The sequence below is a fragment of the Cryobacterium sp. TMN-39-2 genome (assembly GCF_004402745.1).
GTDB classification, from domain to species: domain Bacteria; phylum Actinomycetota; class Actinomycetes; order Actinomycetales; family Microbacteriaceae; genus Cryobacterium; species Cryobacterium zongtaii.
Window position 1 is genome coordinate 153,693 of record NZ_SOFX01000034.1, and the last position, 11,994, is coordinate 165,686.

Here is an 11,994-nt window from a genome sequence, read left to right on the forward strand (position 1 = left end):
CCACCGGACTGACGGCTACTGGGCGGTGTTCGCCCACCCGTCGTCGATGCCGCCGTCACCGCTCTTCCGGGTGGCCTGCCTGGCTACTCCAACGGCGCGCTCGACGGCGTCGGTGGTGGCCTGTTTGCTCGAGGTGCTCGTCATGCCGGCCGCGTATCCCACCAGGAAGGTGCTGATCGGTCCGCCGGCAGGGCCTACGGCGCGGGTGGTCTCGGCGGCCAGGTCGAGTAGCAGCGGGTAGTCGACCTTCAGGTCCAGAATCTGCAGTGCCTGGGTCAGCCGCTGACTCAGGTCGTCCAGCCGGCCGGTGTCGTTTTCGGGGGCATTCATGTGGTCTCCTTCTGGCCGGGTACGGCACGGAACGTGCGCTTCAGGAATAGCACCTCAGCGGCGGCGCGGCAATCGATCGGGCTGCCCTCGGGACCGTCTGCGTCATTTTCTGGAGTTCGGGTCCTCGTCACCGATGTGTCCAGGCGCGTTCGCGGTGAGCACCCGTTGCACAAAAGCCGAATACTCCTCCATATAGTGCCGAAGGAATGACCGGGTGGACTCGTCGGTGACCTCGCCGTTGGGACCATAGACGGCAGCGTCGAAGCTGATGTAAGCCTCGGGCGAATTCAGCTGAGGCGCATCGAGGAAGCTCAAGACGCTCCGCATCGACGACTGCATGACCGCGGTTCCAATGCCGCCAGGGGACGCGCCGATGATGCCGGTGGGCTTGCGTGCGAAGGAATTGGTGCCCCACGGCCTGGACCCCCAGTCGATCGCGTTCTTCAGAGCGCCGGGGATCGAGCGATTGTATTCCGGGGAGACGAAGAGGATCCCGTCCGACGAGTCGATGGCCGCCTTGAGGGTCCGGCCGGCCGGCGGGAAGTCTGCGTCGAAGTCCGGGTTGTACAGGGGCAGGTTCCCGATCGTGATCTCGGTGAATTCAAGCTCCTCAGGGGCGAGAGCGATCAGCGCCGTGGACAGGGTGCGGTTGATGGACGTGCTGCTCAGGCTGCCAACGAAGTAGCCGATTGTGTAGGTCGCCATGTCTGACTTCTTTCCCGAATCTGTCGACAGGGCATCCGAAGTTCACGCAGCGGACCCACGGCCTCCATATCTGTCGATCCCTTCCGGTTTAGCACTCCGACCCGGTCACCGACAGGGTCAGCACTCCGGCTACCAGGGCAGCGGAATCGTGGCGACGGGCTCGGGGGAGCACGCACCGCCGGCCGGCACCACGGCCACACCGTCGGCCTCAGCGAGTCCGCGCAACATGCCGGAACCCTGACGCGCCGTCGGCACCGCGCCGTCGTCCGTGAGCCGGTACGCCACCAGCCGGGTCGACCCGCTGAGGTTGGCGATGTCGTGCGCGAGGGTCACTCGGCCCAGCGGCACCAGCGGGCGGCCGAGCATCCCGTCGATCAGCGGTACGCCCAGGCTGGCCAGCACGAGCATCGCGGCCAGCGGATTGCCGGGCAGGCAGAGCATCAGGCGGCCGTCGGCGAGGCGGGCGAGCATCACGGGGTGGCCGGGGCGCATCCGCACGCCGTCGATGAGCACTGTGGCCCCGAGTGCGCTGAGTGCCGCGCGCAGGTGGTCGGCCGGGCCGCGGGCGCTGCCTCCGGTGCTGATCACCAGTGCCGCGGTGCTCGACCGGATGGCGTCAATGGTCAGCTCGAGGTCGTCGGGCAGCCGCCGCAGTGCACTCAGCCGCACACCCAGTCCGCTGAGCAGGGCCGGAAACTCCGGGGAGTACGCGTCTCGCACCTGCCCGGGACCGGGGATGCCGGACTCGATCACCTCGGTGCCGAGCAGCAGCAGCTCCACCGTCGGCTCTGTGGTCACGGTGAGGGTGTCGTGGCCCGTCACCGCCGCGAGAGCGACCCTGGGAACCGTGAGCAGGCAGCCGGGCTCGAGCATCCGTTCGTCGAGTCCGCATTCCTCACCGCGGGCGCGCACATGCTCGCCGCGTGCCGGCTCGTGTGCACCGGTGTGCGCCGAGCGGATGAGCGTGGGCACGGCGCCGGCCGCAGACCCCGGCACCAGCTCACCGTTTTCCGTGCGCAGGATGCCGTGGGTGCCGGCGGGCACGCAGGCGCCGGTGGCGATGGGCCGCGCGGTCCCGGCCGCGAGGACCGTCGTCGGCGGAGGGTCACCCGCCAGGATCGGTTCGCCCAGAATCCACGGTTCGTCGCCGCTGACGGCCCAGCCGTCCATGGCCGAGGACGCGAAGCTCGGCAGGGCGGTCAGCGAGTGCACCGCGCCGGCAAGGGTGCGCCCGACGGCGTCCGGGAGCGCCACCATCTCGGTGGCGCGGGGCATCTCCGCGCCGGCCCTGTGCACGGCGGCCCTAGCCTCCAGCCACTCCATCAGAGGACCACGCCGCGGGCCAGGTTGTCGGTGTCGCGTGAACCGAGTCGGACCGATCGGCCGGTGTTGATCATGGGCATGACGGGCTCCTCGAGGATGGTCGACGACAGTGTCGCCTGAGTCAAGGCTAGCCAGTATCAGGAAGGACGATGCCGAGCCTGGCTGCGTCGGCCGGGGTGTCGACGTCGTCGGACAGGGCGTCGGGAAGGCGCAGTTCCACCAGGTTGAGTGGGCCGATCAGGCCCATCACCGAGAGGTTGTCGGCCGGACGCAGCAGCGCGGAGGAGGCCAGGGCCGCACGCCGGTAGACGGCGAGCAGCGGTTGGCGCCGGCCGCCGACATCGACGCTGATCAGGCCGTCGATGGATCGGTGCGCCACGGCGTCGGTCTGCGCGGCGTGGGCCGGCGGGGCGGTCAAGAGCCTGTCGAGTTCGGCCAGCAGGTACGGCACGGCGTCGTCAGCGTGCACGAGGTCGCCGGCGAGCACCACAATCCACTCCGCAAAACCGGTGCCCGCGGAGGCGCCGCCGGAGTCGCGGGCCAGCGCCTCGAGGCCTGCCACCATCGCGGCGGCCGGACCGCCCCAGCGCGGCTGCTCGACGGCGCGCAGCACATCGGCGGGGAGGTCAGCGTCTGATCCGACCACGCAGGTGCGCCGACAGCCGGTGGTCGCGGCCAACACTCCGTCGAGCAGGCTGCGGCCTCGCCAGACCAGGGCGGTCTTGTCGATGCCGCCCAGCCGCCTGGCCCTGCCGCCGGCGACGATGATCGCGTCCCAACCCAGGCCGGAGCCGTCCGTCCGCTCAGCCTCGGAGGGCGTGGTGGGGGTGTCATGGCGGGGCATCGGGGCGGTCCTTGCGCTCGGAGCCGCAGGTACGCGACCCGATCAGGCTACCCGCGCTTGGCTCAACACACCGGGACCGGGCCGCGTGCTGCGGCCCGGTCCCGGATGCTGCCTACAGGCCAGTCAGGTCTGAGATCTCAGTCCTTGAGATAGCCGTTCGGGTTGAGCACGTACTTCGTCGCCGCACCCGCATCGAACTCGGCATACCCGCGCGGGGCATCCTCGAGGCTGATCGGCTGTGCGTGCACGGCCTTGGCGATCTGAACGCGGTCGTGCAGGATCGCCATCATCAGCTGCCGGTTGTACTTCATCACCGGGCACTGCCCGGTGGTGAACGACAGCGACTTGGCCCAGCCGGTACCCAGGCTCAGCGACAACGAACCTACCTTGGCTGCTTCCGTCGCAGCTCCCGGGTCGCCCGTGACGTAAAGCCCCGGAATACCGAGCGCACCGCCGGCCGCAGTGATGCTCATCAGCGAGTTCAGCACGGTTGCCGGCTTCTCAGTTCCGGCATCCTTGCCGTGTCCGTGTGCTTCGAATCCGACGGCGTCGACAGCCGCATCCACCTCCGGCACCCCCAGGATCTGTTCGATCTGATCCTGCGGCTCACCCTTGGTGAGGTCAACGGTCTCACAGCCGAAGCTGCGGGCCTGTGCGAGGCGCTCGGGGTTGAGGTCACCCACGATCACCACGGCGGCACCCAGCAGCTGCGCCGAGACTGCCGCGGCGAGTCCTACCGGTCCAGCGCCGGCGATGTAGGCCGTTGAGCCCACGCCGATGCCGGCGGTGAAGGCACCGTGGAACCCGGTCGGGAAGATGTCCGACAGCATGGTGAGGTCGAGGATCTTCTCCAGCGCCTGCTCCCGGTCGGGGAACTTCAACAGGTTCCAGTCCGCGTACGGGACCAGCACGTACTGCGACTGCCCGCCGACCCAGCCACCCATGTCGACATACCCGTACGCACTACCCGGACGGTCCGGGTTCACGTTCAGGCAGACACCGGTCTTGCGTTCCTTGCAGTTGCGACAGCGACCGCAGGAGATATTGAACGGGACCGACACGATGTCGCCGACCTTGATGAACTCGACGTCCCGGCCGACTTCGACTACCTCGCCCGTGATCTCGTGGCCGAGGACCAGACCCATCGGAGCCGTGGTGCGTCCGCGCACCATGTGCTGGTCGGAGCCACAGATGTTGGTGGTGATGGTTCTCAGGATGACACCGTGCTGAACCTGGCGGCCGATGTTCGCCGGGTTGACGCCGGGTCCGTCCTTCAGCTCGAAGGTGGGGTAGTCGATGTCGATAACGTCGACCTTGCCCGGACCTTCGTAAGCAACTGCTCTGTTTCCTGCCATTATTTGTATCCTCCTTGATACCTGTCGTGACACCTGAACCGGTCGGTTCGCGCTTGTGGCGCGGCATCCTCAGTGGTGTTCCTCGGTGGTTCGCTCTCAGCAACACAGGGCGCCGGAACACCCTCCATGGCACTCCACCACACTGGGAATTTCAAGGGTGTCGGTGGAGCAAAACGTGTGTATCGTGTGGGTGTCGAATCCCAAAATCCGCCTGAGGCTGTGCACAAACTCGCGCGTTTTACCGGGCTATGTCGGGGAACCTTGTTTAGGGTGGTCACATGCGAATTCCCGACAACACCGGCGCCCGCAGGGCCGAGCCCCGAACCGACGGTCCGACGACGTTGCGCACCTTGCTGACCGACAAGCTGGGCTGGCTGGGCCTCCGCAGCGGGCAGATCCTGCTCGCTCTGGCGCTCGTCGCCGTGGTGATCTTCATCCTCGTGCAGGTGAAGCTCGTGGTGATCCCGCTGCTTATCGCGATCATCCTGGCATCCGCTCTGAGCCCGGTCATCGGATGGCTGCGCCGCCGGGGGTTGTCGCCGATCCTGGCCACCTGGGTCACCCTGCTGACCGCCATCGTCGTGTTCGGCGGAATCGTGACCCTGATCGTCGTCGCCGTCGAGAACCAGTGGAGCGAGCTGGTGACGAGCGCCTCTGACGGCATCGACCAGCTGTTCACCTACCTCACCGAGGGGCCGTTGGCCCTCGACTCCGCCCAGCTCGAGGACTTCCGCGACCAGGGCATCGACTTCCTCACCAGCAGCCAGTTCGGCTCCGGGGCCCTCGCCGGGGTGTCTGTGGCGACCGAGATCATCACCGGCGCCGTGCTCGTCGTCGTGATCCTGTTCTTCTTCCTCAAGGACGGCGACGTCATCTGGAAGTTCTTCCTGCGCCCGTTCCGCGGCGAGCGCCTGCAGCGCGGTCGCCGCATCGGCACCACCTCGGTGCGGGTGCTCGGCGGGTACGTGCGCGGCACGGCGATCATCGCCTTCGTCGATGCCGCCGCAATCGGCATCGGCCTCGCCGTGCTCGGGGTGCCGTTGGCACTGCCGCTGGCGGTCATCGTGTTCCTCACGGCCTTCATCCCGCTGATCGGTGCGACAGTGGCCGGTATCCTGGCCGCTCTCGTGGCGCTCGTTGCCACCGACTGGGTCATCGCGTTGATCGTGGTGGGCATCGTGATCGTCGTCAACCAGCTCGAGGGCAACTTCCTGCAGCCCGTGGTGATGGCACAGTCCCTCAAGCTGCACCCGCTGGTGATCCTCGTCGCCTTGACCGCCGGCACCATCGTGGCCGGCATCATCGGTGCCGTCCTCGCCGTGCCCATCGCCGCCGTCGGCTGGGCCATCGTCAAGACCTGGAACGAGCCGCCGGCGCTCACCGGGCAGGCCAAGCTGGCCTAGCCGCTCGCCCGGGCCGTTTGGCCGCGAGCACGATGGTGCTCCGCGCGCCGCCACCTCATTCCTGGTGCTTGGGCGACCCGGCTTTGAGCGCTGACTCCTCCACATCGATGAAGGCCAACGCAGAGCGGATGGCCGGCTCCTGGTAGCGGCCGTCCGCCCGGGCGGCCAGCACGGCCTCCCGCTCGGCCTCGATCATGGCCCGCCGCAGCCGGTTGTACGCGGCCGGCAGCGGCTCCGCCTCATCCGGCGCCGGGTTGTCGAGCGCATCCGCGAGGAACACGGCGTTGGTGCGCAACCGGCCGATCACCCGGTCCTCGTCGGCGTCGGTCACCTCGGTGTCGAGCCGGGCCAGCCCGGCGGTCTGCGCCTCGGCCAGGAGCATCTGCGCCTCGATCCGCTCCTGGGTCCGGTCCGGCGGCGGCAGGCGCAACCGGCGGATGATCCACGGCAGCGCCAGCCCCTGCAGGAGGGTGCCGACCACCACCACGAAGGCCAGCAGCTGCAGAAGTTCGCGCTGGGGTGTCTCCGGGGGGAGTAGGAAGACCGCCGCGAGAGTGACCACCCCGCGCATCCCCGCGAACGACACGGCCACCCCGGTGCGCCAGCTCCAGCCGCGCTCCCGCAACCGCCGCGGTCCGTACCGATAGATCGACGTGGTGATGGCCATCCACACGAAACGCGACACGAGCAAGGCGGCGAGGATCACCAGAGCGATCCACACCGTGGTCCAGAACCCCGTGCCGGTGAGCCGCACCCCCTCAAGAATCGACGCCAGGTTGAGGCCGATGAACAGGAACACGGCGTTCTCCAGCAGGAACTGGATGGTGCGCCAGTTGATCGACTCGGCGATGCGGGCCTCCGCCGACTGGATCACCGGCGCGCGGTAGCCCAGGAACAGGCCTGCGATCACCACCGCCAGTACCCCAGAACCGTGCACCAGCTCGCCGAGGATGAACGCCAGGTACGGCGTCACCAGCGACAGGCTGGTGTCCAGCACCGGCGCGTGCAACTGCCGACGGATCACGGCCAGCACGTACCCGACGGCGAGCCCGACGCCCACACCGCCGACGACAGCGACGACGAAGTCGCCGGTCACCGAGAGCGGGCTCACCGTGCTCAGGATGGCCGCGATCGCCGCGTTGAGGGCCACCAGCGCGGTCGCGTCGTTGAGCAGGCTCTCACCCTCGAGCACCGTGACCACCCGCCGCGGCAGGCCCAGCCGCCCGGCGATGGCCGTGATCGCCACGGCATCCGTCGGTGCCACGACAGCGCCGAACGCGAACGCGGCAGCGAGCGAAATCGCCGGCACCACCAGCCACGCGGTCAGCCCCACCGTCACGACGGTGAAGGCCACCAGGCCCACCGACAGCAGCAGGATGCCGTCCCGCCGGGCCCGCACGTCCACGATCGACGTGCGGATGGCCGCCGCGAACAGCAGCGGGGGCAGCAGCCCGTAGAGCACCAACTCCGGCTCGAGCTCGATGCGTGGCACCGACGGCAGGAACGACGCGGCCGCGCCGACGACCACCAGGACGAACGGCGCCGACCAGCCGATCCGCCGGGAGAAGCCGGTCACCGTGACGGTGACCAGGACGAACACGACGATCCAGACAATAGTGCTGACGGGGTCCATAGCGACAATTATGCGCGAGCGCCGCGCCGCCGCGGGAGGGCTGTGCGGCGAGGGGGTGCTGCAGCATCCAGTCACGTCCGCCATTGCCCGTTGGTGTGTTGACGCCTACGATCCCCAGCAAACACGCGAGGAAGCGAGGCGCACATGGCCGTGAGCACTCTCAAGGAGATCGTCGATCGTGCGTTCGCCGAGAAATATGGCGTTCCCGCGATCAACGTGGTGAACGACCTCACGATGGAGGCGGTGCTGGCCGGGGCCGTCGAAGCCCGCTCGCCGGTGATCGTGCAAACCTCGGTGAAGACCGTCAAGTCCATCGGATCCGACGTGCTCTTCGCCATGTGGTCGGCGATGACCGCCGGCATCGACGTGCCCGTCGCGCTGCACCTGGACCACTGCCCGGACCGGGATGTGATCACCGAGTGCCTCGAACGCGGCTGGAACTCGGTGTTGTTCGACGCCTCCACCCTGCCGGTGGAGGAGAACCAGCGCCAGACCATCGAGGTGGTGCGGCAGGCCCGCACGTTCGGCGCTCACGTGGAGGGCGAGATCGAGTCCATCACGGGCGTCGAAGACGGTGTGGGCAGTGACACCGAAGCGGCCAGGCAGAGCCTCGCGGTGTCGCTCAGGTTCCTCGAGGCCACCGGCGTGGACGTGTTCGCGCCGGCGATCGGCAACGCGCACGGGGTGTACAAGCGGGAACCGGTGCTCGACTTCCAGCGGGTGAGCGACCTCGTCGCCGCCCACCCGATCCCGATCGCCCTGCACGGCGGCAGCGGCATGACCGACGCCCAATTCACCGACCTCATCGCTCGGGGCTGCGCCAAGGTGAATATCTCCACGGCACTGAAGATCACCTACATGAAATCCAACCTCTCCTTCCTCACGGATGCCCAGGCGCGCGACAAGTGGGACCCACCGTCGCTGTTCGCGAAGGTGCGCACCGACATCGTCAACCTCACCAGGGGACTGGCCGAACAGTTCGGCAGCGCGGGGAAGGCCTGAGATGCCGGCACTGATCTTCGACTGCGACGGGGTGCTCGCCGACACCGAACGGGACGGCCACCTGCCGGCGTTCAACCAGACCTTCGACGAGTTCGGGGTGCCCGTGCACTGGAGTGACGCCGACTACGCCGAGAAGGTGAGGATCGGCGGGGGAAAGGAACGGATGCGGAGCATCCTCACCCCGGACGTCGCCCGGCAGCTGGGTCTGCCAGAGGACCCGGCGGCCTGGGACGAGACCATCCTGGCCTGGCACCATCGCAAGACCGCGATCTACACCGAACGCGTGGCCGCGGGGGTGCTGCCGGCCCGGCCCGGCATCCGTCGCCTCACCGAGGAAGCCGCCGCGGCGGGCTGGACCCTCGCCGTGGCCTCGACCTCGGCCGAGGCGTCGGTGCGGGCGGTGCTCACCCACGCGGTGGGGCCCGACCTCGCTGCGGGGTTCCACGTCTTCGCGGGTGACATCGTTCCGGCAAAAAAGCCCGCGCCCGACATCTACCTGTATGCCCTGCGTGCGCTGGGCGTCGACCCGAGCGAAACGCTGGTGATCGAGGACAGCGAGAACGGGCTGCGGGCCGCGCTCGCCGCCGGGCTTGCGACCGTTGTGACCGTGAGCAGCTACACGGCCGACGAGGACTTCGACGGCGCCGCCCTCGTGGTCTCGTCCCTCGGTGACCCCGCCGGGCCCGCCGCCGAGATCCTGGCCGACCCGGCCGGCATCCACCCCGGCCCGTATCTGCGGCTGGCGGACCTCGTCACGATCCTCACCCTGCCCGGCACCTCAAGAACAGGAAGCGAGACCCCATGACCAGCCTGGCCGACACCGAATTCGTCGTGCACAGCATCGCCCAGACGGCGGTCGACAACGAGAAGGAGTTCGGCGACCTCGACGCCGTCGTCGGCGACGGTGACTTCGGCTATTCGCTCGCTAGGGGCTTCGAAATCGTCCTCGCCGACTGGGACGAGTACGACCGCAGCAGCCCGAGCGCGTTCCTGCAGAAGGTGGGCATGGTCATCTCCGGGCGGATCGGCGGGACCTCCGGGCCGCTCTGGGGCACCGCGTTCCTGCGGGCGTCCCTCGCTGTGAAGGGCAGGGACGAGGTGCGCGGCGGCGACGCCGTCGCGATGCTGCGCAGCGCAATCGCCGGCATCAAGTCGCGCGGCAATTCCGACGTGGGCGACAAGACCCTGCTCGACGCTCTCGTGCCGATGACGGATGCCCTCGAGGAGGAGGTCACGGCCGGCACCGACGCGCCCGCCACCCTGCACCGCATGGCCGCGGTCGCCCGGCAAGCCTCCGACCAGACCGCCATGATGCAGGCCCGTCGGGGCCGGGCCAGCTACACGGGGGAGCGGAGCATCGGCTCGCCGGACCCCGGCGCGGTGGCGGTGGCCGTGATCCTCGAGCGGCTGAGCGCCGAGTGGGATGCCCGGGTGGGTTCATCCGCCGGCACCCCGAACGACGCGGAACTGCCATCCAGTCACACCGACTGAGCGTCGCACCGCACACGCACACGCACCCGTATCCGCAAGGCACACGCACCGACCGAGCACCGCCCAGAGAGGGAGCCATGAAGAAATTCGTCAATGATCCGAAGCAGTACGTTCCGGAGATGCTCAAGGGCATCGCGCTGGCCAACCCCGACACACTGAAGTATGTGCCCGCGTACAACCTGATCATGCGAGCCGACAGCCCGAACCCCGACAGGGTGTCGATCATCCAGGGCTCGGGCTCCGGGCACGAACCGGCGCACGTGATGACGGTCGGCAAGGGCATGCTCGACGCGGCCTGCCCCGGCGACGTGTTCTCTGCACCGCCGATGGACTACGTGTACGAGACCACCAAGCTGCTGGCCTCTCCTAAGGGTGTGCTGTTGCTGGTGAACAACTACACGGGCGACCGGATGGCCTTCGAAATGGCGCAGGAGCTCAGCGCCGCCGACGGTGTCAACGTGAAGACCCTGTTCATCGACGATGACGTCGCCGTGCAGGACTCCACCTACACCGTGGGCCGGCGCGGGGTGGCGGGCAACTTCTTCGTGATGAAAGCCGTCGGCGCCGCCGCCGAGCAGGGCGCGGACCTGGACGAGCTGGTCCGGATCGGGGAGAAGGTCGACAGCGTCACCCGCACCATGGGGATCGCCCTCACCTCCTGCACCCCGCCGGCGAAGGGATCACCGCTGTTCGAGCTCGGCGACGATGAGATCGAGGTGGGTGTGGGCATTCACGGTGAACCCGGCCGGCGGCGGGCCAAGCTCACCACGGCCAACGAGATGACCGACGAGATGCTGGATGCCGTCGTGAAGGACCTGCCCTATGTGGCCGGCGACAGGGTGGCCCTGATGATCAACGGGCTCGGTGGAACCCCGATCAGCGAGCTCTACATCCTGTTCGGGCGGGCGCACGAGCGGCTCACCGAGCTGGGCATCACGGTGGGACGCAGCTACGTGGGTGAATACTGCACCTCCCTCGACATGGCTGGGGCGTCACTGACCCTGGTGCGGCTCGACGACGAGATCGAGGCGCTGCTGGCGGCGCCGGCCGAGATCGCGGCGCGAGTGTTCTAGCCCGGCGCGTTCTGCACGAGCGGGCACGGTGCGGCTACTCTGTGGGCATGAGTGAGACTCCCAGGGACTGGTCAGACACGGTTTTCGCTTTCGATTCGGCCGCGAGGTGGTTCGTGGCGGTCACCGCAGGCATAGCCGAGCGCGCCGCCGGGGATGACGAGGTCTGGGGGGAGTTGGGCCTGGGCGAGTGGAGTGTGCGCGACCTCGTCGGGCACACCAGCCGGGCCCTGTCCACCATTGAGGCCTACCTCGACCTCGCGGCAGAGGAGGATGCCGTCGGCGTCGCCGCCCCGATCGAGGTGACCACGCCGGCGGCCTACTTCGAGCGCGCGCTCGCCGCGGGAACACCCGAGCTGATCGCGCAACGCGGTCGGGAGACCGCCGCCACCCTCGGCGCCCAGCCCGCGGTCGCGGTCGCGGAGCTCGCCGCCAGGGTGCTGGCCCGGGTGGCCACCCTTGACGGCTCCGAGCCGGCGGATACGCCGGCTGGGCGCATCCGCATCGCCGAGTACCTGCCGTCGCGCACCCTGGAACTCACCGTGCACACGAGCGACCTGCTGCAGAGCCAGGGAGTACCCGCCGCCGACCAGACCGTGCCCGAGCCCGCCGCCGCCGCGACCCTGCACGTGCTCGCCGACCTGGCCGCCCACAAGGGCCTGTCCGCACCCCTGTTGCGCGCCGCCACCGGCCGTGCCCCGCTGCCCGCCGGGTTCTCCGTGCTCTGAGCGCACTATTGTCGCGGCCCGTGTTGCTCCCCGCGGCCCGTGTTGTGCTCGGCGGCCCGCGTTAGAACGGGTGCCGGCGGCACAAAGACGTGCCGCGAGAGCTTAGACGT

The 11,994-nt window shown here is 68.8% G+C and carries 13 protein-coding genes; 6 read left to right on the forward strand and 7 right to left on the reverse strand.

Annotation, left to right across the window (positions count from 1 at the left end; all coding sequences use genetic code 11):
- Positions 1-15: 15 nt before the first annotated feature.
- The 6 genes from E3O57_RS13105 to fdhA all read right to left on the reverse strand — a co-directional run bounded on the left by E3O57_RS13105 (position 16) and on the right by fdhA (position 4,557).
- Complete coding sequence (locus E3O57_RS13105; protein WP_088455679.1) at positions 16-330, reverse strand: DUF6457 domain-containing protein; 315 nt, start codon at positions 328-330, stop codon at positions 16-18.
- Between the two features lie 102 nt (positions 331-432).
- Positions 433-1,035 carry an NADPH-dependent FMN reductase gene (locus E3O57_RS13110; protein WP_088455680.1) on the reverse strand — a complete coding sequence of 201 codons (603 nt, stop codon included), beginning with the start codon at positions 1,033-1,035 and terminating at the stop codon, positions 433-435.
- Between the two features lie 129 nt (positions 1,036-1,164).
- On the reverse strand, positions 1,165-2,358 hold the full coding sequence (locus E3O57_RS13115; RefSeq protein WP_103480103.1) for a molybdopterin molybdotransferase MoeA: 1,194 nt from the start codon (positions 2,356-2,358) through the stop codon (positions 1,165-1,167).
- Positions 2,358-2,483 carry a hypothetical protein gene (locus tag E3O57_RS19160; RefSeq protein ID WP_255455751.1) on the reverse strand — a complete coding sequence of 42 codons (126 nt, stop codon included), beginning with the start codon at positions 2,481-2,483 and terminating at the stop codon, positions 2,358-2,360. The genes E3O57_RS13115 and E3O57_RS19160 overlap by 1 nt, the downstream gene beginning before the upstream one ends.
- 2 nt (positions 2,484-2,485) lie before the next feature.
- Entirely contained in the window at positions 2,486-3,202 is a 717-nt protein-coding gene (locus E3O57_RS13120) for a molybdenum cofactor guanylyltransferase (protein WP_103459455.1), read from the reverse strand.
- Between the two features lie 137 nt (positions 3,203-3,339).
- Positions 3,340-4,557, reverse strand: coding sequence for a formaldehyde dehydrogenase, glutathione-independent (gene fdhA, locus E3O57_RS13125; RefSeq protein ID WP_088455683.1), 1,218 nt, complete (start codon positions 4,555-4,557; stop codon positions 3,340-3,342).
- A 278-nt stretch (positions 4,558-4,835) separates the two neighbouring features.
- Here fdhA and E3O57_RS13130 point away from each other — a divergent pair, with 278 nt between their 5' ends.
- Entirely contained in the window at positions 4,836-5,960 is a 1,125-nt protein-coding gene (locus tag E3O57_RS13130) for an AI-2E family transporter (protein WP_088455684.1), read from the forward strand.
- A gap of 55 nt (positions 5,961-6,015) precedes the next feature.
- Here E3O57_RS13130 and E3O57_RS13135 read toward each other — a convergent pair whose 3' ends face one another.
- Positions 6,016-7,593, reverse strand: a complete 1,578-nt coding sequence (locus tag E3O57_RS13135; protein ID WP_241990413.1) for a Na+/H+ antiporter — start codon at positions 7,591-7,593, stop codon at positions 6,016-6,018.
- Between the two features lie 144 nt (positions 7,594-7,737).
- Here E3O57_RS13135 and E3O57_RS13140 point away from each other — a divergent pair, with 144 nt between their 5' ends.
- The 5 genes from E3O57_RS13140 to E3O57_RS13160 all read left to right on the forward strand — a co-directional run bounded on the left by E3O57_RS13140 (position 7,738) and on the right by E3O57_RS13160 (position 11,884).
- Positions 7,738-8,595 (forward strand): class II fructose-bisphosphate aldolase, encoded by an 858-nt coding sequence (locus E3O57_RS13140; protein ID WP_088455685.1) that lies wholly within the window; start codon positions 7,738-7,740, stop codon positions 8,593-8,595.
- A 1-nt stretch (position 8,596) separates the two neighbouring features.
- Positions 8,597-9,400: an HAD-IA family hydrolase gene (locus E3O57_RS13145; protein WP_103459454.1), complete on the forward strand. Its 804-nt coding sequence runs from the start codon at positions 8,597-8,599 to the stop codon at positions 9,398-9,400.
- On the forward strand, positions 9,397-10,086 hold the full coding sequence (gene dhaL / locus E3O57_RS13150) for a dihydroxyacetone kinase subunit DhaL (RefSeq protein WP_103480102.1): 690 nt from the start codon (positions 9,397-9,399) through the stop codon (positions 10,084-10,086). The genes E3O57_RS13145 and dhaL overlap by 4 nt, the downstream gene beginning before the upstream one ends.
- A gap of 77 nt (positions 10,087-10,163) precedes the next feature.
- A complete protein-coding gene (gene dhaK / locus E3O57_RS13155) occupies positions 10,164-11,159 on the forward strand; it encodes a dihydroxyacetone kinase subunit DhaK (protein WP_088455688.1) in 996 nt (331 codons plus the stop codon).
- A gap of 47 nt (positions 11,160-11,206) precedes the next feature.
- Positions 11,207-11,884, forward strand: a complete 678-nt coding sequence (locus E3O57_RS13160; RefSeq protein WP_103480101.1) for a maleylpyruvate isomerase N-terminal domain-containing protein — start codon at positions 11,207-11,209, stop codon at positions 11,882-11,884.
- Positions 11,885-11,994: the final 110 nt, after the last annotated feature.

Coding starts and splice junctions, on each gene's coding strand:
- E3O57_RS13105 (WP_088455679.1), bottom strand. CDS start 330: ATGAATGCCCCCGAAAACGACACCGGCCGGCTGGACGACCTGAGTCAG.
- E3O57_RS13110 (WP_088455680.1), bottom strand. CDS start 1,035: ATGGCGACCTACACAATCGGCTACTTCGTTGGCAGCCTGAGCAGCACG.
- E3O57_RS13115 (WP_103480103.1), bottom strand. CDS start 2,358: ATGGAGTGGCTGGAGGCTAGGGCCGCCGTGCACAGGGCCGGCGCGGAG.
- E3O57_RS13120 (WP_103459455.1), bottom strand. CDS start 3,202: ATGCCCCGCCATGACACCCCCACCACGCCCTCCGAGGCTGAGCGGACG.
- fdhA (WP_088455683.1), bottom strand. CDS start 4,557: ATGGCAGGAAACAGAGCAGTTGCTTACGAAGGTCCGGGCAAGGTCGAC.
- E3O57_RS13130 (WP_088455684.1), top strand. CDS start 4,836: ATGCGAATTCCCGACAACACCGGCGCCCGCAGGGCCGAGCCCCGAACC.
- E3O57_RS13135 (WP_241990413.1), bottom strand. CDS start 7,593: ATGGACCCCGTCAGCACTATTGTCTGGATCGTCGTGTTCGTCCTGGTC.
- E3O57_RS13140 (WP_088455685.1), top strand. CDS start 7,738: ATGGCCGTGAGCACTCTCAAGGAGATCGTCGATCGTGCGTTCGCCGAG.
- E3O57_RS13145 (WP_103459454.1), top strand. CDS start 8,597: ATGCCGGCACTGATCTTCGACTGCGACGGGGTGCTCGCCGACACCGAA.
- dhaL (WP_103480102.1), top strand. CDS start 9,397: ATGACCAGCCTGGCCGACACCGAATTCGTCGTGCACAGCATCGCCCAG.
- dhaK (WP_088455688.1), top strand. CDS start 10,164: ATGAAGAAATTCGTCAATGATCCGAAGCAGTACGTTCCGGAGATGCTC.
- E3O57_RS13160 (WP_103480101.1), top strand. CDS start 11,207: ATGAGTGAGACTCCCAGGGACTGGTCAGACACGGTTTTCGCTTTCGAT.